General features: G+C 71.5%; 20 protein-coding genes. 10 read left to right on the top strand and 10 right to left on the bottom strand.

Annotated elements, in window-relative coordinates:
• Positions 1 to 4: 4 nt before the first annotated feature.
• From BS83_RS17000 to BS83_RS16990, 3 genes are all read left to right on the top strand, one after another.
• The gene (locus BS83_RS17000; protein WP_037604612.1) at positions 5 to 1,039 is read left to right on the top strand and encodes a LacI family DNA-binding transcriptional regulator; all 1,035 of its coding nucleotides are present in this window, start codon (positions 5 to 7) and stop codon (positions 1,037 to 1,039) included.
• Between the two features lie 23 nt (positions 1,040 to 1,062).
• Positions 1,063 to 1,746: a TetR/AcrR family transcriptional regulator gene (locus BS83_RS16995; RefSeq protein ID WP_051943194.1), complete on the top strand. Its 684-nt coding sequence runs from the start codon at positions 1,063 to 1,065 to the stop codon at positions 1,744 to 1,746.
• Positions 1,747 to 1,875: 129 nt separating this feature from the next.
• Positions 1,876 to 3,021 (top strand): alpha/beta hydrolase, encoded by a 1,146-nt coding sequence (locus tag BS83_RS16990; RefSeq protein WP_037604611.1) that lies wholly within the window; start codon positions 1,876 to 1,878, stop codon positions 3,019 to 3,021.
• 252 nt (positions 3,022 to 3,273) lie between these two features.
• Here BS83_RS16990 and BS83_RS16985 read toward each other — a convergent pair whose 3' ends face one another.
• Complete coding sequence (locus BS83_RS16985) at positions 3,274 to 4,116, bottom strand: sirohydrochlorin chelatase (protein ID WP_037604610.1); 843 nt, start codon at positions 4,114 to 4,116, stop codon at positions 3,274 to 3,276.
• Between the two features lie 385 nt (positions 4,117 to 4,501).
• Between BS83_RS16985 and BS83_RS16980 the strand changes: the two genes are divergently transcribed.
• Positions 4,502 to 4,738, top strand: a complete 237-nt coding sequence (locus BS83_RS16980) for a DUF397 domain-containing protein (RefSeq protein ID WP_037604609.1) — start codon at positions 4,502 to 4,504, stop codon at positions 4,736 to 4,738.
• A gap of 97 nt (positions 4,739 to 4,835) precedes the next feature.
• Here the strand turns inward: BS83_RS16980 and BS83_RS16975 are convergent, their stop codons facing one another.
• A complete protein-coding gene (locus BS83_RS16975) occupies positions 4,836 to 5,366 on the bottom strand; it encodes an ATP-binding protein (protein WP_051943192.1) in 531 nt (176 codons plus the stop codon).
• Between the two features lie 333 nt (positions 5,367 to 5,699).
• Here BS83_RS16975 and BS83_RS16970 point away from each other — a divergent pair, with 333 nt between their 5' ends.
• On the top strand, positions 5,700 to 6,563 hold the full coding sequence (locus BS83_RS16970) for a helix-turn-helix domain-containing protein (protein WP_084713597.1): 864 nt from the start codon (positions 5,700 to 5,702) through the stop codon (positions 6,561 to 6,563).
• Here BS83_RS16970 and BS83_RS16965 read toward each other — a convergent pair.
• Both BS83_RS16965 and BS83_RS16960 read right to left on the bottom strand, forming a co-directional pair.
• A complete protein-coding gene (locus BS83_RS16965) occupies positions 6,550 to 7,128 on the bottom strand; it encodes a TetR/AcrR family transcriptional regulator (protein WP_232248377.1) in 579 nt (192 codons plus the stop codon). The genes BS83_RS16970 and BS83_RS16965 overlap by 14 nt on opposite strands.
• A 159-nt stretch (positions 7,129 to 7,287) precedes the next feature.
• Complete coding sequence (locus BS83_RS16960; RefSeq protein ID WP_037604606.1) at positions 7,288 to 8,805, bottom strand: MFS transporter; 1,518 nt, start codon at positions 8,803 to 8,805, stop codon at positions 7,288 to 7,290.
• Between the two features lie 87 nt (positions 8,806 to 8,892).
• On the opposite strand from BS83_RS16960, the gene BS83_RS16955 reads away from it, so the two are divergent.
• On the top strand, positions 8,893 to 9,270 hold the full coding sequence (locus BS83_RS16955) for a MarR family winged helix-turn-helix transcriptional regulator (protein ID WP_037604605.1): 378 nt from the start codon (positions 8,893 to 8,895) through the stop codon (positions 9,268 to 9,270).
• 31 nt (positions 9,271 to 9,301) lie between these two features.
• On the top strand, positions 9,302 to 9,766 hold the full coding sequence (locus tag BS83_RS16950; RefSeq protein WP_037604604.1) for an SAM-dependent methyltransferase: 465 nt from the start codon (positions 9,302 to 9,304) through the stop codon (positions 9,764 to 9,766).
• On the opposite strand, the gene BS83_RS16945 is transcribed toward BS83_RS16950, so the two are convergent.
• From BS83_RS16945 to BS83_RS16935, 3 genes are all read right to left on the bottom strand, one after another.
• Positions 9,757 to 10,662 (bottom strand): DMT family transporter, encoded by a 906-nt coding sequence (locus tag BS83_RS16945; RefSeq protein WP_051943188.1) that lies wholly within the window; start codon positions 10,660 to 10,662, stop codon positions 9,757 to 9,759. The two genes, BS83_RS16950 and BS83_RS16945, sit on opposite strands and share 10 nt — an antisense overlap.
• Positions 10,663 to 10,924: 262 nt before the next feature.
• Positions 10,925 to 11,881: a M56 family metallopeptidase gene (locus BS83_RS16940; RefSeq protein ID WP_232248374.1), complete on the bottom strand. Its 957-nt coding sequence runs from the start codon at positions 11,879 to 11,881 to the stop codon at positions 10,925 to 10,927.
• Between the two features lie 140 nt (positions 11,882 to 12,021).
• Positions 12,022 to 12,612: a DUF5134 domain-containing protein gene (locus BS83_RS16935; RefSeq protein WP_037604603.1), complete on the bottom strand. Its 591-nt coding sequence runs from the start codon at positions 12,610 to 12,612 to the stop codon at positions 12,022 to 12,024.
• A gap of 321 nt (positions 12,613 to 12,933) precedes the next feature.
• Here BS83_RS16935 and BS83_RS16930 point away from each other — a divergent pair, with 321 nt between their 5' ends.
• Both BS83_RS16930 and BS83_RS16925 read left to right on the top strand, forming a co-directional pair.
• The gene (locus tag BS83_RS16930) at positions 12,934 to 14,112 is read left to right on the top strand and encodes an MGDG synthase family glycosyltransferase (RefSeq protein WP_051943185.1); all 1,179 of its coding nucleotides are present in this window, start codon (positions 12,934 to 12,936) and stop codon (positions 14,110 to 14,112) included.
• A complete protein-coding gene (locus BS83_RS16925) occupies positions 14,109 to 14,834 on the top strand; it encodes a polysaccharide deacetylase family protein (RefSeq protein ID WP_037604602.1) in 726 nt (241 codons plus the stop codon). Before BS83_RS16930 ends, BS83_RS16925 begins: the two co-directional genes overlap by 4 nt.
• Before the next feature lie 224 nt (positions 14,835 to 15,058).
• On the opposite strand, the gene BS83_RS16920 is transcribed toward BS83_RS16925, so the two are convergent.
• The 3 genes from BS83_RS16920 to BS83_RS16910 are packed head-to-tail and all read right to left on the bottom strand — an operon-like array spanning position 15,059 to position 17,588.
• The gene (locus BS83_RS16920) at positions 15,059 to 15,817 is read right to left on the bottom strand and encodes an amino acid ABC transporter ATP-binding protein (protein ID WP_037604601.1); all 759 of its coding nucleotides are present in this window, start codon (positions 15,815 to 15,817) and stop codon (positions 15,059 to 15,061) included.
• Complete coding sequence (locus BS83_RS16915; RefSeq protein WP_037609233.1) at positions 15,814 to 16,680, bottom strand: amino acid ABC transporter permease; 867 nt, start codon at positions 16,678 to 16,680, stop codon at positions 15,814 to 15,816. The genes BS83_RS16920 and BS83_RS16915 overlap by 4 nt, the downstream gene beginning before the upstream one ends.
• Positions 16,681 to 16,694: 14 nt before the next feature.
• Positions 16,695 to 17,588 (bottom strand): ABC transporter substrate-binding protein, encoded by an 894-nt coding sequence (locus tag BS83_RS16910; protein WP_157597207.1) that lies wholly within the window; start codon positions 17,586 to 17,588, stop codon positions 16,695 to 16,697.
• Positions 17,589 to 17,793: 205 nt separating this feature from the next.
• Between BS83_RS16910 and BS83_RS16905 the strand changes: the two genes are divergently transcribed.
• Positions 17,794 to 19,203: a DUF6421 family protein gene (locus BS83_RS16905; protein ID WP_037604600.1), complete on the top strand. Its 1,410-nt coding sequence runs from the start codon at positions 17,794 to 17,796 to the stop codon at positions 19,201 to 19,203.

Here is a 19,203-nt window from a genome sequence, read left to right as displayed (position 1 = left end):
TCCCGTGAACACAGCGCGGGCGGCGAACACAGCGCGATTGGCGGACATCGCGGCGCAGGCGGGGGTCAGCGAGGCCACCGTCTCCCGGGTGCTGAACGGGAAGCCGGGCGTCGCCGCGGCGACCCGGCAGGCGGTGCTGGCCGCGCTGGACGTGCTCGGCTACGAGCGGCCCACCCGGCTGCGGCAGCGCAGCGCCGGACTGATCGGGCTGATCACCCCGGAGCTGAGCAACCCGATCTTCCCCGCGCTGGCCCAGGTCATCGAGCAGGTGCTGACCCGCTTCGGCTACACGCCCGTCCTGTGCACCCAGACGCCCGGCGGCTCGACCGAGGACGAGCTCGTCGAGATGCTGGTCGAGCGCGGCGTCACCGGGATCGTCTTCGTCTCCGGTCTGCACGCGGACACCACGGCCGACACCGCCCGCTACGACAAGCTCCAGGGCCAGGGCGTGCCGTTCGTGATGATCAACGGCTTCAGCGAGCGCGTCAGCGCGCCGTTCATCTCGCCCGACGACCGGGCCGCGATGTGGATGGCGCTGCGCCACCTGATCGGGCTCGGGCACCGCAGGATCGGCCTGGCGGTCGGCCCGTCCCGCTTCGTGCCCGTGCTGCGCAAGGAGGAGGGCTTCGTCGCCGCCGCGCAGGACCTGCTGGGGCTGAGCGAGGAGGAGAGCCGCTCGCTGATCCAGCACTCCCTGTTCACCGTCGAGGGCGGCCAGGCCGCGGCCAACGCGCTGCTGGACAAGGGCTGCACGGCGATCGTCTGCGGCAGCGACCTGATGGCCTTCGGTGCGATCCGCGGCGCGCGGGCGCGCGGGCTGGCCGTTCCCAAGGACATCTCGGTGGTCGGCTTCGACGACTCGCCGCTGATCGCCTTCGCCGACCCGCCGCTGACGACGATCCGTCAGCCGGTCGAGTCCATGGGCGCGGCGGCGGTGAACGTGCTGCTGGAGGAGATCGGCGGCAACCCGGCGCAGCGCGGGGAGTTCGTCTTCCAGCCGGAACTGGTGGTCCGCGGTTCCACAGGGGCGCTCTCCTGATCGTCCGGGGGTAGATTGCCGCAGTGGACTCCGACTCCGTTCCCGGCTTCGTCTCCGGCGCCGCACCCGGCTCCGCACCCGGCCCAGAGACCGTGGCGACGCTGCCGCGCGGACACCACCGGCTCAGCCGGGACGAGGTCGGCGCGGCGCAGCGGGCGCGGCTGCTGACCGCCATGGTCGCGGTGGTGGCGGAGCACGGCTATGCCGCGACGACCGTCGGCGCGGTGCTCAAGCGGGCGCGGATCTCCCGGCAGACCTTCTACGAGTTCTTCGCCAACAAGGAGGACTGCTTCCTCGCCGCCTTCGACGACTCCGCCGAGGTGTTCGTCGCCAGGATCGAGGAGGCCTTCGGCTCGCCCGACGATCCGGTGGCGGTCCGGCTGGACCGGGTCATGGATGCCTACCTGGGCACGCTGGCCGCCTCGCCCGCCTCGGCGCGGGTGTTCCTGATCGAGGTCTACGGAGCCGGGTACGCGGCGGTGTCGCGCCGGTTGTCCAGCCAGGAGCGCTTCGCGATGCTCGTCGCGGACGCGATCGACGCGGGCGGCCGCCGGCGTCCGGGCCTGGACCCGAAGTTCATCGGGCGGGCGCTGATCGGCGCGGTGAGCGCGCTGGTGACGGCCCGGATCGAGGTGGGCGACGTGGCCGGACTGGCGGCGTTGCGGGGCTCGATCACCGAGCTCATCCGCGCGCTGCTGGACACCTGATCTTCCCTCAACTCCCCCTCCTGAAACGGGATCGCTTTGTGAACATCAACGTTCACTGATCTGTGTACATCAATGTTCTTTGACGCTAGTGTCGGCCTCCGGCATCACCGTCGAACCTGGGGGACATTCATGAGCTCGCTCCTGCCCACGTGGCGCTCGCGCGCGAAGGCGGCCCTGGCCGTCGCCGCGACGGCCGCCGCCACCCTGATCTCCGCGCCCGCCGCGCACGCGGATCCGGCCGGCCCGCCGGCGCTGGCGAACGGCTTCGGCCTGACCCAGGTCGCCGACCCCTCGCTGCAGAGCCAGGGCGTACCGGCGGCCACCCCGACCGACTTCACGATCACCGTGACGACGCCCCAGGTGGCCGCCGACCCCGGTACGGTCGGCCACCACATCCGGATCGTGCTGCCCGCCGACTACTACAGCAACCCGACCGCCCGCTACCCGGTGCTCTACCTGCTGCACGGTTCGCCGGGCGACCCCTGCGACTACTTCAGCGGCGCCAACTTCCCGCTGTTCGACGCGGAGAAGAGCAGCGAGGGGATGATCACCGTGATCCCCGACGGGGGCGCCCGCGGCTGGTACTCCAACTGGCGCGACCAGGGCACCGCGGCCGGTGCGCAGAACTGGGAGAACTTCGAGATCAACCAGGTCATCCCGTTCGTCGACGCGAACCTGCGCACGCTCGCGGACAAGAAGCACCGGGCGATCGCCGGGATCTCCATGGGCGGCTTCGGCGCCATGCACCTCGCCCAGCTGCACCCGGACCTCTTCGGTCAGGTGGCCTCGATGTCGGGCGACGTGGACCTGTCGGGGAACGAGATGGTGCTGCGTGAGGTCGTCCTCGCCTCGCTCACCGACGCGGCCCCGGTCACCGACTGGAGCTACTGCCGCCTCGGCCGGGACGGCTACGCACCGGGGGTCGACAGCGACGCGCTGTTCGGCTCGCCGTACCCGATCTCGTGGACCCCGCCGTACAACGACTCGCTGTGGAACGCCGCGGACCCGACGCAGCACGCGTCCGCCTTCGCGGGCATGGGGGTCTCGCTCTACGTGGGCAGCGGGGCGGTCTCCACCCGGGGCGTGGAGGAGTGGTGGCTGGAGAGCGCGACCCAGCACCTGGCCACGGCGCTCACCAACGCGGGGCAGACACCGTACTTCGTCGACTACGGCAACGGCAGCAGCTGGGGCTGCGACGGCGGCCACGACTCCGGCTGCTGGGACCGCGACCTCGCCGACCTCCTGCCGCGCCTCCGCACGGCGTTCGCCTCCTGACCCGCCGAACCCACAGCGCCCGCCCCGACCGAGGTCCGGGGCGGGCGTCGTGCGTTGCCCTGTGCGGAGGGGCCAGTTGCAAATACTCCGGCGCGCGGGCGCGGCACCTCTCAGCAAAGGGCGAGTTGCACTACCCCAGGGGCGCGGGGAACTGCGCGACAAGCCACCCACGTGCGGGTGGTCCTCAATGCGCAGGGCCGTCCGCACAGGGTGGTTCCTCGCGCAGTTCCTCGCGCCCCTGAGGTGGTGCCACTACATGTCGGCGTCGATGCCGAGCGCGGCGAGGTAGAGGCCGAGGGCGAGGCGGGCGATCGAGGGGTAGGCGCCGAGCGGCTCGGCGACCGGGCACTCGATGGCGTCGGCGACGCTCTTGAGGACGTCCGCGTTGATCTCGGGGCCCAGGAGGTACGGGGCCAGGGCCGGCTGGACGCAGCCGGTGTCGCGGAGGTGGGTGACCGCCGCCGCGACGGACTCCGCGGAGTCGAGGGAGGCCGCCACGACCGGGACCGCCAGGCGCGCGGCCAGCAGCACGCCGGTGACCTCGGCCAGCTCCAGCGCCTCCGGGCCGCCCGTGCTGGCAAGCACGATGCCGTCGGCGGAGGTGTTGATCGCGAAGAGGCGCGCGCGGTCCGCGCGGGCCAGGCCGGCCTCGCTGAGGCGGACGTGCACGGCCTCCGCCAGGAGCGGGTGCGGACCGAGCGCGTCGGTGCGGCGGACGACCTCGGCGTCGAAGCCCGAGAGCGCGGCGTCCAGCTCCGTGGACGGGCCGGGGGAGAGGGGAACCACGATCGGGGCCGCCTCGGCCTCCAGCGCGGCTCCCAGCGCGTCGGTGAGGGCCACGCAGCCGTCGGCATCCTCGCCCGCGGTCAGGTAGGCGGCCGAAACCTCGATGCCCGGCTGGTCGAGCCGGATCAGGGAGGCGACCTCCTCGGCCAGGCGGCGCGCGTCGGGCGAGGCCTGGGCCGGAAGGGCGAGCAGCAGCGCGGGGGCGCCCGCCGGCAGCTCGGGGCGCTCGGGGCGGCGATGGCGTCCGCGCGCGCGGGCGCTCGGGGTACGGACGGGCAGCGGCGTGCTGGGAGTCGCGGCAGTGCTCATGGGGGACGATCGTAGGTCATTCGTTCGTGCGTCGGCAGTCGGGATCCCCTATACCGCCGAATTGAACCGTGTGCGTGTGGGCAGCGTCACATAGGTGGTGGGGACACATGATTACTGACTGTGTGTCACGGGGGAGTTCCATGCTGTCGATCATGACGCTCATCGCTGGCACTTCGGGCAGCGCCGGTAGCCGAGAGCGACAACCATGCGCCCGGATTTGCCCGTTTCGGGCGGCCAACTCCCTGGCTTGTAAAGAAATCTGTCACCTCATGTAAACGCATGTGCACACGCATAAGCACCTGCACGTGCACGTGCACTGGCGATATCATCACCGGCAGTGAGACCGCTGCATGGTGCACCGCTCGCACGTCCCGGGGAGATACCTATGCGTCGCATCCACAACGGCATCGCCGCCACGGAGCTTGAGGGAGTGGTCTGGCAGAAGGCCCGCATGAGCAACTCGCAGGGCAACTGCGTCGAGATGGCCCGCCTGGCGGACGGGGAGGTCGCGGTGCGCAACTCCCGCTTCCCCGACGGTCCGGCCCTCATCTACACCAAGGCGGAGATCGTGGCGTTGCTGCACGGCGTCAAGGCGGGGGAGTTCGACCACCTGACGGAGTGAGCTTCGCGGGGGATTCGTAGCGGATTCGTGGCGGATCAGCGCAGCAGTGGGCGGCCCGGGAGCAACTCCCGGGCCGTCTGGTTGTCAAGACGAATGTTCAGACATTCGACTGCAGTTCGAAGACCGCCCAGACGACCTTGCCGACCGCGATCGGGTGCCAGCCCCAGGAGTGACTGAAGGACTCCACCAGATGCAGTCCGCGCCCGGACTCCGCTATCCAGTCCGCCTCGCGCGGGACGGGTCCGGCCTCGCTCGGGTCGGTCACCGCGCAGACCACCTGCGGCCGGGTGCCCTCGGGCTCGCTGCGCACCAGGCTGAGCCGGATCAGGGGGGCGGTGGGTTCGGCGCAGGCGTTCATCCGGTCGTCGATCGGGCTGGGGCCGCCGGTCCCGCGTCTACCCCAGGCGCTGCGCTGCTCGGGCACCACCGAGGGGAGTCCGTAGCGGAGCGCGTTGGTCACCAACTCGCTTGCGACCAGGGCGATGTCGTCGAAAAGCTCCCCCAGCTCCCAGCGGTTCAGGGTGAGCCTGGTGAACTCGCGCGCGGTGCGCACCGACTCGTGACGAGGCGCCAGGGCACAGCTCACCACTACTCCAGGGTCCGCGGCGACCGCCGGGCTCTGGCCCATGAAGAGCTCCTCCCATGCGGGCGCGGCCCCGGCCGATCTCGGCGTCCGGGGCGGATTCTCGGCGGATTGCCAGGGGGCGTGCAGGTGCACGCATACATGCTCCTCTTCGCATACGTCAGATGCAAGAGTGGATTCACGTGCATTAGCAGTCCCTGCAGATGCACGTGCAGATTCCAGTGCAGCGAGTAGTCTGACGATCGCACAGCGCAGTGATCGGCGGGATCCGTCCCACTGTCTTGACCAGCGCGTGTGCAAGCGGGCACGATGCGCGCCCGGACAGTGCCGCACAGTGGCAGACTGTGCACTGTTGCCAGCGGGTGGAGGTTCGACAGAATGACCACGGTTCAGCCGGGGGGCGGTTCGATGGTGCGCCGCATCCTCCTCGGCTCCCAACTGCGCCGCCTCCGCGAAGCCAAGGGCATCTCCCGCGAGGACGCCGGCTACACGATCCGTGCTTCCGAGTCGAAGATCAGTCGCATGGAGTTGGGGCGCGTCAGCTTCAAGGAGCGCGACGTGGTGGATCTGCTGAGTCTGTACGGCGTCGACGAGTCCGAGCGCGGTCAGCTGCTCACCCTCGTCCGTGAGGCGAACCAGAACGGCTGGTGGCACAGTTTCAGCGACGCGATGCCGAACTGGTTCCAGACCTACGTCGGTCTGGAGGAGTCGGCGGCTCTGATCCGCACCTACGAGGTGCAGTTCATTCCCGGCCTGCTGCAGACCGCCGACTACGCGCGCTCCATCATGGGGCTGAATCGGCCGCACATGCAGTCCGAGGAGATCGAGCACCGCGTCGACCTGCGGATGCGCCGCAAGCGCATGATCACCGACGGCGGGGGGCCGCGCCTGTGGGCGGTGATCGACGAGGCCGCGCTGCGCCGCCCCATCGGCGGACCCGCCGTGATGCGGGCCCAGGTGCAGCACCTGATCGAGATGGCCGAGCTGCCCGGCGTCGTGCTCCAGGTGATGCCGTTCCGCTTCGGCGGCCACGCGGCCGAGACGGGCGCGTTCACCATCCTGCGCTTCCCCGAGCAGGACCTGCCGGACGTCGTCTATCTCGAACAGCTCACCAGTGCACTGTATTTGGACAAGCGTGACGACGTGGACGCCTATGTCCAGGTGATGGAGCGGCTCAGCGTCGACAGCCAGACGCCCGAGCAGACCGTCGAGCTGCTGACCGGGCTGCTCAAGGAGTCCTGACCGGCTCCGCGGCCGCGCGCGGGCCGAGGCGCGGGTCCAGCCCGTAGCGGGCGAACAGGTCCCCGCGGATCAGCGTGACGGGCGACTCCGCGCCCGGCAACAGGATGCCGATGCAGGCCCCCATCAGCGCGCTGCGCAGCACCGCGTGCTCGGTGGCCGGGTCGGCCGCGCCGCGCCTGCGCAGCACCTCCTGGAGCAGCGCCCCCAGTTGCCGCTGCTCGTCGTCCTGGACGAAGCGGCCGTCGACCGGCGCGAGGATCAGCGCCAGATGGGTGCGCATCAGCGTCGATTGGTCGATGGCGAGGCCGGTGATCGTGTCGATCGCGGTGGCCAGCCAGACGTCGGGGTCGGTGCTGTGGGCCGGATCGGCCGGGTCGTCCAGCGGCCGCAGCGCGGCGGCCAGGGTCAGGTGCATGTGACGGTGCATCGCCGTCTGGAGCAGGAACCGCTTGCCGGGAAAGTAGTAGGAGACCAGGCCGCGGGCCACCTGGGCCCGCTCGGCGATGTCCGCCAGGGTGACCTGGGTGAACCCGCGTTGGTCGATCAGCTCCACGGTGGCCTGCATGATGCGCTCGCGGGACCGGGCCCGCATAACTTCGTTGACTGCCGCCCGCCGTGGTGACATGGTGCTCCTGCGTTCATTGGCCTGGCGCCAATATACGCGCGGCAGGGGTGGGGTTCGCCGACGCGGGGGATCGGCGAACCCTCTGCCCATTCGGCCCCGTTACCCGTGCAGCCGTGAGACGGCGTCGGACGTGGCCGTCTCCTCCCGCTGCGGCGCCTCCGCCGAGCGGTAGTCGGGAACGCCCCAGTTCGTCCGCCGCTTCGGGCGGCGCAGTGCGAAGAGCGTGGTGACCAGCCCGGCCGCCGAGACGCCCAGCACCACCAGCACCCCGTGGCGGTAGCCGTCCAGTTGCGCCTGGATGCTGCCCGCCCCGCCCGCGCCACCGGCGGTGACCACGGCCGTGGTGACGGCCAGCACGACGGCGCCGCCGATCTGGAACGCGGTGTTCACCAGGCCCGAGGCCAGCCCCTGCTCCTCGTCCGCCACGCCCGCCGTCGCCTGGATGTTGAGCGCGGGGAAGGTCAGCGCGAAGTGCAGCCCGAGCAGCAGCATCGTCGGCAGGATCACCGTCGGGAAGTCGCTGTGCGGGCCGATCCGCAGGAAGTTGGCGTAGGCCAGCACCGCCGCGGGGAAGCCGACCAGCAGGAGCCTGGTGGTGCCGAAGCGGTCGACGAGCCGGCCGATCCTGGTCGCCGACAGCGCGACCAGCGCGCCGGCCGGGAGGAAGGCGAGCGCCATCTGCAGGGCCGACCAGCCCAGCAGTGCCTGCAGGTAGAGCGTGGCGATGAACTGGAAGCCGACGTAGGCACCGAACATGCTCAGTCCGCTCAGGTTGGCGCGCGTCAGTGACCCCGAGCGCAGGATGCCCAGCCGCACCAGCGGGTGCGCACTGCGCAGTTCGACCGCCACGAAGGCGGCCCCGAGCGCGAGGACGGCGAGCAGCGAGAGCACGGTGCGCGCACTGGCCCAGCCGGCGCTCTGCGCCTCGGTGACGGTGAAGACGAGCAGCAGCAGCGCGGCGGTCGCGGTGACCGCGCCGGCGAGGTCGTAGCCGCCCCGACCCTGACGGGCGGGCGCCGCCTGGCGCGGGATCAGCTTCAGTCCGGCGACGAGCGCGAGCAGCGCCAGCGGGAACGGGAGCAGGAAGGTCCAGCGCCAGCCGACCTCGGTCAGCAGGCCGCTGAGCACCAGGCCCAGCGAGAAGCCGCTGGCGCCGCAGGTCGTGTAGATGCTGAGCGCCCGGTTGCGGGCCGGGCCCTCGGCGAAGGTCGTGGTGATGATGGACAGCCCGGCCGGTGCGGTGAACGCGGCGGCGGCGCCCTTGACGAAGCGGCTGGCGATCAGCAGTCCGCCGCTGGTGACCAGTCCGCCGAGCAGCGAGGCGACCGCGAAGACGGCGAGCGCGATCAGGAACACCCGGCGTCGGCCGAGCAGGTCGGCGGCCCGGCCGCCGAGCAGCAGCAGGCCGCCGTAGCCGAGCACGTAGCCGCTGACCACCCATTGGAGCGCATTGGTGCTGAGGTGCAGATCGGTGCGGATCGAGGGGAGGGCGACGCCCACCATCGAGACGTCGAGAGCGTCGAGGAAGAGCGCGGCGCAGAGGACGACGAGCGTCCCCCACAGGCGCGGAGACCATCGTTCGGAACTGCCGGCAGGTGCGGTTGCTGTGGCGGTCATGGGGATGACACTACATGCACATGCATTCAATGCAAGTAGATTTAATTCAGCTGCAATAAATTCGGCTGCATCTGCTAGCCTGGCCGCATGACAGAGGACTACGTGGAGGCCTGGCGCGGCCTGCTCTCGCGCCACGCGGCCACGGCGTGCGCGCTCGACCGCGAACTGGGCGAGCGGCACGGCCTGGGCATGAGCGAGTTCGAGGTGCTGGAGCGCCTGGTCGAGGTGCTCGGCAAGGGCGGCAAGGACGCGCTGCGGGTGCAGGACCTCGCCGCGTCGGTGCACCTGAGTCAGAGTGCGCTGTCGCGGCTGATCGCCAGGCTGGAGAAGGACGGTCTCGTCGAACGCGCGATGTGCCCGGAGGACCGGCGCGGGATCATGGTCCGGCTGACGGAGGCCGGACGGGCCCGCTATGTTGAGGCCCGTCCCACCCACCGCGCGGTGCTGGCCCAGACCCTCGGCTGAACCGCGTCCACCCGACCAGGGAGCCGCCCGGATGTCTGTCACCGTCACGCCCGTCGGCCACGTCGTCAGCGGCCGCGAGGAGATCCGCGACGACCACTGGGGCGCCGTGCAGGCGGTGATCCGGCTGGACGCCGAGCGGTACGGCCCCGAGGCCGTGGCAGGGCTCGCGGACTTCTCGCACCTGGAGGTGGTCTTCCACTTCCACCTGGTGCCCGAGCAGAAGATCGAGACCGGCGCCCGCCACCCCCGCGGCCGCGAGGACTGGCCGCTGGTCGGCATCTTCGCCCAGCGCGGCAAGAACCGGCCCAACCGGATCGGCGTCTCGCGCTGCGAACTGGTCAAGGTCGACGGCCTCGACCTGCACGTCCGCGGACTGGACGCGATCGACGGCACGCCGGTGCTCGACCTCAAGCCGTGGATGCGCGAGTTCGGCCCGCGCGGCGAGGTCCGTCAGCCCGAGTGGGCGACGGAGCTGATGGGCGAGTACTACCTGTAGGTCATCTCCCGGTCCCCCTCGCCCGCGGCCCGCAGCGCCTCCTCCAGGCAGGCGTCCGGCAGGGCGGGGTGGCGACCGATCACGACCACGCCGACCACGATGCAGACCAGCCCGAGCGTCTCGCCGGCCAGCGCGCCCGTGGTCAGCTGGAGCCGGTCCCCGAGGAAGCCGACCCCGCAGGCGATCCCGGCCAGCGGCTGGGCGGCGGTCAGCGCCGGCAGCGACATCTTCAACGGCGCGGACTCGAACGCGCTCTGCACCAGGATCAGCCCGATCACCCCGATGACCACCACGGCGTACACCTGCCAGCTGCGCAGCAGCAGGCCGAGCCCGCCGTGGTCCAGCCGCAGCCCGGCCGTTCGGGTGAGCGCGTCCTGCAGTCCGTAGAGCAGACCGGCGGCGAGGGCGAGCAGGGTCGCCTCGCGCAGCAGGGGCAGCCGCTTGGCGAGCGAGACCAGCAACAGGGCCAGTCCGGCGACGACGCCGAACACCAGCCAGTGGCGCAGCGCGCCCTTCTCGGTGCCGCCGCCGTCCGGCTGTCCGCTGAGGATGAACACACTCACCCCGACCGCGAGCAGCACCACGCCGCCCCACCCGGACGCGCCGAGCGTCTGTCTGGTGATCCGTCTGGCGAGCGCCATCGCGAACAGCAGGTTCGTCGCGAGAAGCGGCTCGACGAGCGACACCCGCCCGGCGCTGAGCGCCATCGCGCTGAGGATCTGGCCACAGATCATGAACGCGATCCCGCACAGCCATTCGCGCGAACGCATGAGGCCCAGCAGCAACCGGTACGACAGCAGCTGCGAGCGCGGCGCCCGCCGTGCTGCGTGCTGCTGCAGCACGAACCCGAGGCCGAGCAGGCAGGCAGCGCCCACGCCGAGCAGAAACACCGTCACGGGGATGCCCCCATAGTCACGAGCCGTCACCAGCCCCTCGCGGGAACTGTAGCGCGCGCGTCTGAGAATGGCCTGGGGGACGACCGTCTTCGCACCGCCCTCGGCCCGGGGCGCGGTACTTCTCACCAAGGGGTCGGCTGCACTACTTCGGGGGCGCGGGGAACTGCGCGAGAAGCCACCGGCGAGCGTATGGTCCTCAATGCGCAGGGCCATCCGCATCGGGTGGTTTCTCGCGCAGTTCCTCGCGCCCCTGGTGGTGCAACTACCGCAGGGCGGAGAGGCCCGGGGCGAAGGAGAGGGCCAAGGGGGTGAGGGCGAGGGCGAGGGCTGCGGTGGTGAGGGCGAGGCGGTAAGGGGCGCGGAGGCGCGGGGCGCCTCCGAGGAGGCGGTCGACGCGGGCCGGGATCTGCGCCAGCGGATGCGGGCACGCCGTGTCCGGGTTCAGTTCGACCAGCGCGATCGCCGTCGCCAGACGCCCGTGCCGACGGGCCGCGGAGTCGTCCGCGGCCAGTTCGACCAGGCGGCCCACCTGGTCGCGGAAGTGCGCGAAGAGCCGCACCCCGGGAAAGCCCGCCAGCAGCGCCTCCGCCGCCGACAGCAGCCAGTGGTGCCGGGCCCGGACGTGCCCCCGCTCGTGTGCCAGCAGGGCGTCCAGCTCACGGTTGCTCAGCCGTCGCAGCGCGCCCGTGGTGACGACCAGGCGCGGTGTCGGGCCCGGCAGCGACCAGGCTTTCGGTTCCTCGCTCTCGACCACGACCAACTGCTCCGAGCCGGAGTCGGAGCCCGAGCCCGGCGCGGCGGCCGCCCGCAGCTCCGGGTGCAGGTCGGGAGCCTGCCGGGACAGCTGCTGCTGCCGGTGGCGGCGGGTCGCCCGCGCGCCGGCCAGCTCGTAGGCGAGAGCCAGTGCCGTCCGCACGCCGCCGACCAGGAAGAGGAACGCCGCCGCCACCGCCCACGGGCGGGCCAGCGGGAAGCCGTATGCCGCCTCCACGCCCGCGGGGGCGCCGGTGAAGACCAGGTCCCTGACCGCCGGCCAGGCCGCCGCGCCGGTCAGCACCAACGCGCAGCCGCAGCACAGCAGGACGCCCACGACCACGCACTGCCAGGCCCACAGTGCGACCACCGGTTCCCGCGTGGCCCAGCGGGCGCGCCCCAGCAGGCGCGGGCCGAGGACGGCCAGCAACGCGCCGAGGGCGACAAGTCCGGGCAGGGCTCCCACCGCTGTGCGGTACCTCCTGAGTGGGCAGGACGGAGCGCACGCGTCACCGCGTGCGCGCTCAACCTATGCCGTCCGCTGCCCGAGCGGAATCGCTTTCCGCACGCAGTGACGCAGGACACGAACGGCCGTGCGCGGCAGGCTCAGAGCAGGGCCAGCATGGTCGCCATCGCCAGCCCCATGACGACCCGGCAGGCGTCCGGCAGCGCCGGTGCGTGCAGCAGCGAGCCGCCCGTGCGGACGCCGGGGGCCGCGGTCAGTCGCAGCCCGAAACGGACCGCGAGGAGGAGGAAGGTGAGCAGCAGCGCGCCCGTCAGCAGCGGCACCCCGTGCGTGACGCCCGGCCCGCCCATGCCCGGCATCGCGCCCATGCTGCTCCCGCCTCCGGTGCCTGCCGCGGCCGGGGCGACGCTCATGGCGAGCGCCATGTAGACCATCGCCGCGTGTCCGACCACGTGGTAGCCGTGATGCGCCCGGTGGCCGCGCGCCAGCGCCGCCGCGGCCAGGGAGGCGAGCGCGGCCGACCCGAAGACGCCGACCCACAGACCCGTAGGGGCCCGCAGCCCGGCCGCCATCGCCGCCATGCCCAGCGCCATCACCGCCTCGGTGGCGTCCGCCGCGCGGTCCGCGCGCGGGGCCGAGCGGCGCAGGCAGAAGCGGGCCGTGCAGTAGGTTCCCGTGCCCGCGCTGAGCAGGACCAGCATCCAGGTCAGCACCCCACCGTCCGGCATCATGCGCGCTCCCGACCCTCCGTGCGCCGTGTCGTACGTCGGCGAACCGACCTGCCCACTGTGACGCGGGGTGATCGTCCGGCGACAGGGCGCTCCGGGGGCGCAAAGGAGCAGAAGCGGGCCCGCCTCCTCCCTGGGGGCGACCCTGAGGCCCCGCGTACTCCCAACGAAGTACATCGGCCGTCGGCATACCCGGCAGGACTACGGATCGGGGGGCGGCCAATCATCCTGCGGGCGCTCTTCCGGCGGCTGATCGCTCAATAGCTTGGAACCTGCCGCTTGCATCTCCCATGTCCGACCGATCCGACGAGGACTCCCGACACCATGGGCCGACTGATCCGCCTTCCGCTCCAGCGCCGCAGCACCCCCGGCCGCGCGACCCCGCCCCGTGCGGTGATCGTCTCCGCGAGCGTCGGCGCGGGCCACGACGCGGTCGCCAAGGAGCTGGAGTGCCGGCTGGCCGAGGCGGGTCTGACCGTCGACCGGTACGACTTCCTCGACCTGCTGCCCGGACCGAGCGGGCGGATCTTCGTCGGCACCTACCACGCCATGCTCGAGCGCGCCCCGTGGACCTGGAAGCTGCTCTACGGCGGCCTCGACAACCAGCGGATGATGAACGGCCAGGCCATGCTGTTCAGCTGGCTGGCCGGCCGGGCCATGCGCCGCGCGCTGCCCGACGACACGCGGATCGTCGTCTCCACCTACCCGCTGGCCAGTCAGGTGCTCGGCCGGCTGCGCCGTCGCGGGAAGATCACCCAGCGGGTGCACACCTACCTGACCGACTTCTCCGTGCACCGGCTCTGGGCCGCGCCCGACGTGGACGCGCACCTCGCCGTGCACACCATCCCGGCCGAGCAGGCGGAGCAGGTCGCCTGCCGTGACGTGCACGTGGTCTCGCCGCTGGTGGACCGCCGGTTCACCCCGGTCACCAAGGCGTCGCGCGCTTCTGCCCGGCAGCGCTGGGGCCTGCCGCACGAAGGGAAGATCGCGCTGCTGGTCGGCGGCTCCTGGGGCGCCGGCGAGCTGGAGCACACCGTGGCCGACGTCGAGGCCGCCGATCCCCGGCTGACCTGCGTGGTCGTCTGCGGCCGCAACGAGGTGCTGCGCGAGCGGCTGCTCGCGGCCGGCGTGACGGCGCTCGGCTGGGTGGACGACATGCCCGGCCTGATGCACGCGGCCGACGTGCTGGTGCAGAACGCCGGCGGCATCACCGTGCTGGAGGCCGTCGCCTCCGGCGTGCCCGTCGTCACCTACCGTTCCATCCCCGGCCACGGCCTCACCAACGCCGCCGCACTGGACCAGGCGGGTGTGGCTCCCTGGGCGCGTACGCACGCCGAGTTGGCCCCGCTGCTGGACCGGGCGATACGCTCCGAATCCGCCGTCCCCGCGCGGTGGGGCGTCGACGCGGTGGAGCTGCTGCTGGAGACGGCAGGGCTGACCCACCTCACCGCAGAACTCCCCGGCGTCGTCGTTCCACTCGCCCCGATGGAGAACGCACGATGAACCGTGCCGTGAAGACCGCCGCCGGCCTGGCCGGCGGGCTGGCGCTGGCCCACGCCGCGCCGGCGCTGACCTCGATCCAGCCGCTCGAACCGCTGCGGACCAAGCTCTTCCCCGGCTACGGGGGCCAGGGCGACCCGGGCCACGTCGCCCTCAGCTTCGACGACGGGCCGGACCCGATCTCCACCCCGCGCTTCCTGCGGCTGCTGGAGAAGCGGGACGTGAAGGCGACCTTCTTCCTGCTCGGCTTCATGCTGGAGCGCGACCCCGGGCTCGGCAAGGAGATCGTCGCGGCCGGGCACGAGATCGCCGTCCACGGCTACCTGCACCGCCCGATGGTCGTCCGCACGCCGCGTGCGACCCGCGACGACCTCACCCGCGCCCGCGATCTCGTCGCGGAGGCGACCGGGGTCACCCCGCGCTGGTACCGCCCGCCGTACGGCATCGCGACGACGGCGGCGCTGACGACGGCGCGCAGCCTCGGCATGACGCCGGTCCTGTGGACCTCCTGGGGCGCGGACTGGCGCGCGGGCGCGACCGGCACCTCCGTCTACCAGACCGTCACCCGCAACCTGCGCGGCGGCGGAACGATCCTGCTGCACGACTCCGACTGCACCTCGGCCCCCGCCTCCTGGACCGCGACCCTCGCCGCGCTCCCGCGCCTGCTGGACCACTGCGAAGCCGAAGGCTGGCAGGTCGGCCCCGTCGGCGAGCACGGCCTGTAAGCCGGAGCGCGCCAGTCGTACGAGCGCGTGGCTCTGCTTGATCAACTGCGTGCGCGAGAAACCACTGAGCGGTACCCGCGGCCGGAGGCCGGGGAAGGACGGCCCTGCGTGTGCAGGGCCGTCCTCATGTCGGAGGAGGCGCCTCCTGGCCGAAGGCCGGGGGATGGCGGCGCACGCAGCCGATCAAGCGGAGCCCTGTGCCCCCGAGGTGGTGCGGTTGCCGGTCAGAGGCGGCCGGCCTCCCGCAGTCGGGCGAGGAAGCGCCGGGTGCGCTCGTGTCGGGGGTCGCCGAAGAGTTCGCCGGAGCTGCCGCGTTCGAGGACGACGCCGTCGGCGAGGAAGCAGACCTGGTCGGCCACGTCGCGGGCGAAGGCCATCTCGTGGGTGGCCAGGACCATCGTCATGCCCTGGTCCTTGAGGTCGCGGACGACCTCGAGGACCTCGGTCACCAGCTCGGGGTCCAGCGCCGCCGTGATCTCGTCGAGCAGCAGCAGGCGGGGTTCCGAGGCGATCGCGCGCACCAGGGCCACCCGCTGCTGCTGGCCGCCGGAGAGGCGGTCCGGGTACTCCTTCGCCTTGGCGGCCAGGCCCAGCCGGTCCAGCAGTTCCATCGCCCGCGCCTCGGCCGCACGCCGCGGCGTGCCGTGGACGCGGACCGGGCCGAGGGTGATGTTGTCCAGGACGTTGAGGTGCGGGAAGAGGTTGTAGGCCTGGAAAACCACGCCGATCCTGCGGCGGACCGCGTCGGCGTCGGCGCGGGGGTCGGTGATCTCCTCGCCGTCCAGCCAGATCGCGCCGTCGTCGACCTCCTCCAACAGGTTCGCGCAGCGCAGCAGCGTCGACTTGCCGGAGCCCGAGGCGCCGATGAGCACGGTGACCGAGTGCTCGGGCACCTCCAGGCTGATGTCGTCGAGGATGACGTGCTCGCCGAAGGCCTTGCGGACCGATTCCAGCCGGAGCACGACGTTGTCCGTCGCGGTCATACGGCACCTCCCTGGGCGCTCCTGGCGTCCATCCGGCGGGTCAGCCAGTCGGCGTACCGGGTCATCGGCACCGTCAGGATGACGAAGCCGAGCCCGGCCACCACCAGCGGCGTGTAGTTGAAGCTGCTCGCGACCATGATGTGCGCCGCCGCGACCGCGTCGATCGCCCCGCCGAGGTAGACCAGGCCGGTGTCCTTCTGCAGCGAGGCCATGTCGTTGACCAGCGCGGGGACCACTCGGCGGACCGCCTGCGGCAGCACCACGAAGCGCATCGTCTTCGCGTACGAGAGCCCCAGCGAGCGGGCCGCCGCCCGCTGGCTCGGGTGGACCGACTCGATGCCCGCTCGGAAGACCTCCGCCACGTAGGCGGAGTAGCTGATCACCAGCGCCGCCCCGCCGAGGATGATCGGGTCGTTGGTGACGCCCTGCAGCTGCAGCGCGGGAACCCCGAAGACGGTCAGCAGGATCAGGATGATCAGCGGGAAGCCGCGGAAGAAGTCGACGTAGGCCGTCGCCAGGATCCGCACCGGCAGGAAGACGGGCCCGCGCAGCGTCCGCGCCGCCGCGATCAGCAGCCCGAGGACGAGCACCAACGGCCCGCAGATGGCCAGCAGCTCCAGGTTCAGCACGAAGCCGTGCAGCACCGGGGAGAGCGCCTCCCGCGCGTAGTGGCCGCTGAAGAAGGTCTTCTGCGTGACCGGCCAGCCGGGCGAGCCGGTGATCACGACGTAGAGGACCGCGGCCACGGCGAGCGTGCTCGCCGTGGCGATCAGCAGCGAGCGCCGGGCCCGGGAGCGGCGGTAGGCCTCACGGGCCAGCCGCCGCTCGGAGGGGACGTAGGCGGGCGGGTCCTGCACCCGCATCGCGGGGTCCGAGGTCACTTCAGGACCGGGGCGGTGTCGGCGGCCGGCAGCCACTGCTTGGCGATCTGGTCCAGGGTGCCGTTCGCCCGCAGCGCGTCCACGGCCTGCGAGACGCAGGAGGTGAGCGCCGAGCCCTTGGACAGGACCAGGCCGAACTGCTCCGGCTTGCCGTCCGCCGTCGCCGCGCCGGACGGGAACTGGCCGACCACCTTCGCGGTCGGCACCTGGACCGAGGTGATGTAGAAGGCGGTGGGCAGGTCCACCACGATGGCGTCGATCTGGTGGTTCTTCAGCGCGGTGCTGGCCAGGTCGGTGGAGTCGAAGACGGAGGGCTGGGCGCTGGGGGCGATGACCTTCTGCACGACCGTCAGGCCGGTGGTGCCGACCTGGGCGCCTATCTTGGCGCCCTTCAGGTCGGCCACGCTCGTCGCGCCGGCGTACGTGGAGTCCTTGAGCGTGATGACGGCCTGCCGGACGTCGTAGTAGCCGGAGGAGAAGTCGACGGCCTGGCGGCGCTCCGCCGTGATGGAGACCTGGTTGATGTCGAAGTCGAACTTCTTCCGACCGGGGGCCACCACGCTGTTGAACGGCGCGACGGTCCAGGCCACCTTGCCACCCTCGTAGCCGAGCTGCTTGGCCACGGCGTAGGCGACCGCCGACTCGAAGCCCTTGCCGTTGCTGGGCTTGTTGTCGTTGAACCACGGGTCGTAGGCCGGGTCGTCGGTGCCGATCGTGAGCGTGCCCGCGGTCTGCGTGGCCAGGGCGCCCTTGGTGCAGGCCGCGGCGGCGGGGGAGCCGGAGGCGGCGGCGGTGCCGCTGCTCGACTGGGGCGCACAGCCGGCCAGGGCCAGAACGGCCGCGCCGGCCACGGCGCTGAGCAGACGAGTGGTCTTGAGCAGGGCGTTCACGGTGACTCCTGGGTGTCCGGCAAATGGCGGCAGCTTATCGATCAGTTGTCACAGCAAGGTGAAGCAGCTGCTCCGCATCCGCACCGTCTCGGATGGCGGACGGTGACCAGCGCCACGCTTCCGGTTGCGGGGTGGCCTTGTACGACAGAACCTTCTGTATATACGGTGGGATCACCACAGTTTCTTTCGTTCAGGCAGGGTTGTCATGGAAAATCTCTCGTCAAGGCTCCCCGTGGCAGACAAATCCACTGCGGATCTCGTGGCACACCCGGCCTGGCTGCGCCTCAAGACCGCCGTCGAGGCGCTCCGTCCGCTGCAGTCCAAGGACGGCTCGATCGACCTCAACGCCCGCGGCGCCGCGACCAAGGACGAGGCCGACGCGCAGCTCGCGACCGTCACCGAGGCCATCGGCGAGCTCGCCCCGCTCTTCCCGCACGACAAGGCGTACCTCGACGCCGTGGTGCTGGACCTGATGCGCTGGGCCGCCTCCGGCTACGCCGTGCCCGACTTCCTCGACTCGCTGCTGGCCTTCCAGCCCGCCGAGCAGCGCGAGGACGGCCTGGCCCACCTGGTCGTCTTCCCGATGTACACGCAGAACGGCAACCCGGACCGCAACCTCGAGGCCGTCCTGCTGCACGTCGTCTGGCCGGAGTGGCTCTCGGAGCTGGAGCGCACCCGCTACGACAACCCGATGTTCGTGCCGATCACCTTCGTCGACTTCACGGCCGGCTACGACACCAACTCCGCGGTGCTGTTCCCGGAGACCGTCGCCGTGCGCGAGGTGCCGGAACGTTTCACCTGGGGCGGCATCTTCTGCGACCGCGAGGCGGCCCGCTTCCGCGCCGTCTCCACCGCCGCGGTGAACACCCTCGGTCTGGAGATCCCCGAGGACGCCGCCGAGCTGCTGGCGTCCCAGCCGCTGGCGCAGGAGACCTTCGTGCTGTGGGACCTGGTCCACGATCGCACCCACAGCCACGGCGACCTGCCGTTCGACCCGTTCATGATCAAGCAGCGCAGCCCGTTCTGGATGTACGGCCTGGAGGAGCTCCGCTGTGACCTGACCGCGTTCAAGGCAGCGGTGGAGCTGGAGGCCGAGGGCAACGAGCACGGCCGCAACGTCCAGTACGCGATCCTCTTCGACCGGATGTTCCGCTTCCCGGTCTCCGGCGGCCGCACCCGCAACTACGACGGCCTCGGCGGCCAGCTGCTCTTCGCGTACCTGCACAAGCACGACGCGCTGCGCTGGACCGACAACAAGCTGCACATCGACTGGCAGCGCGCCCCCAAGGTCACCAACGACCTGTGCGCGGAGATCGAGAAGCTCTACCGCGACGGCATCGACCGCCCCAAGACGGCCCACTGGCTGGCCGCCTACGAGCTTGTCTCGCAGTACCTGACCCCGCACCCCGCCTCCACCTGGGCCAAGGGCGCCGACGCGCTGCCCTTCACCGAGCACACCGAGGCCAAGGCGCTCAACAAGGCGCTGTGCGACGCCGTGCTGCCGGACGAGTTCCCGCTCAGCATGTTCTTCGAGGCCCTGTCCAAGAAGCTGTCGGGTGTCATCGCCTCGACGACCGGCATCACCGGCACCACCGTCCTGGAGAATGCAGCGTGA

Source organism: Streptacidiphilus rugosus AM-16 (genome assembly GCF_000744655.1).
Lineage (GTDB): Bacteria > Actinomycetota > Actinomycetes > Streptomycetales > Streptomycetaceae > Streptacidiphilus > Streptacidiphilus rugosus.
This window is presented reverse-complemented; position numbering and strand designations above follow the sequence as displayed.

What these genes read in the sequence shown, in the direction of transcription:
- BS83_RS16990 (WP_037604611.1), top strand. Translation starts at nt 1,876, where the DNA reads ATGAGCTCGCTCCTGCCCACGTGGCGCTCGCGCGCGAAGGCGGCCCTG.
- BS83_RS16985 (WP_037604610.1), bottom strand. Translation starts at nt 4,116, where the DNA reads ATGAGCACTGCCGCGACTCCCAGCACGCCGCTGCCCGTCCGTACCCCG.
- BS83_RS16980 (WP_037604609.1), top strand. Translation starts at nt 4,502, where the DNA reads ATGCGTCGCATCCACAACGGCATCGCCGCCACGGAGCTTGAGGGAGTG.
- BS83_RS16975 (WP_051943192.1), bottom strand. Translation starts at nt 5,366, where the DNA reads ATGGGCCAGAGCCCGGCGGTCGCCGCGGACCCTGGAGTAGTGGTGAGC.
- BS83_RS16970 (WP_084713597.1), top strand. Translation starts at nt 5,700, where the DNA reads ATGACCACGGTTCAGCCGGGGGGCGGTTCGATGGTGCGCCGCATCCTC.
- BS83_RS16965 (WP_232248377.1), bottom strand. Translation starts at nt 7,128, where the DNA reads ATGCAGGCCACCGTGGAGCTGATCGACCAACGCGGGTTCACCCAGGTC.
- BS83_RS16960 (WP_037604606.1), bottom strand. Translation starts at nt 8,805, where the DNA reads ATGACCGCCACAGCAACCGCACCTGCCGGCAGTTCCGAACGATGGTCT.
- BS83_RS16955 (WP_037604605.1), top strand. Translation starts at nt 8,893, where the DNA reads ATGACAGAGGACTACGTGGAGGCCTGGCGCGGCCTGCTCTCGCGCCAC.
- BS83_RS16950 (WP_037604604.1), top strand. Translation starts at nt 9,302, where the DNA reads ATGTCTGTCACCGTCACGCCCGTCGGCCACGTCGTCAGCGGCCGCGAG.
- BS83_RS16935 (WP_037604603.1), bottom strand. Translation starts at nt 12,612, where the DNA reads ATGATGCCGGACGGTGGGGTGCTGACCTGGATGCTGGTCCTGCTCAGC.
- BS83_RS16930 (WP_051943185.1), top strand. Translation starts at nt 12,934, where the DNA reads ATGGGCCGACTGATCCGCCTTCCGCTCCAGCGCCGCAGCACCCCCGGC.
- BS83_RS16925 (WP_037604602.1), top strand. Translation starts at nt 14,109, where the DNA reads ATGAACCGTGCCGTGAAGACCGCCGCCGGCCTGGCCGGCGGGCTGGCG.
- BS83_RS16920 (WP_037604601.1), bottom strand. Translation starts at nt 15,817, where the DNA reads ATGACCGCGACGGACAACGTCGTGCTCCGGCTGGAATCGGTCCGCAAG.
- BS83_RS16915 (WP_037609233.1), bottom strand. Translation starts at nt 16,680, where the DNA reads ATGCGGGTGCAGGACCCGCCCGCCTACGTCCCCTCCGAGCGGCGGCTG.
- BS83_RS16905 (WP_037604600.1), top strand. Translation starts at nt 17,794, where the DNA reads ATGGAAAATCTCTCGTCAAGGCTCCCCGTGGCAGACAAATCCACTGCG.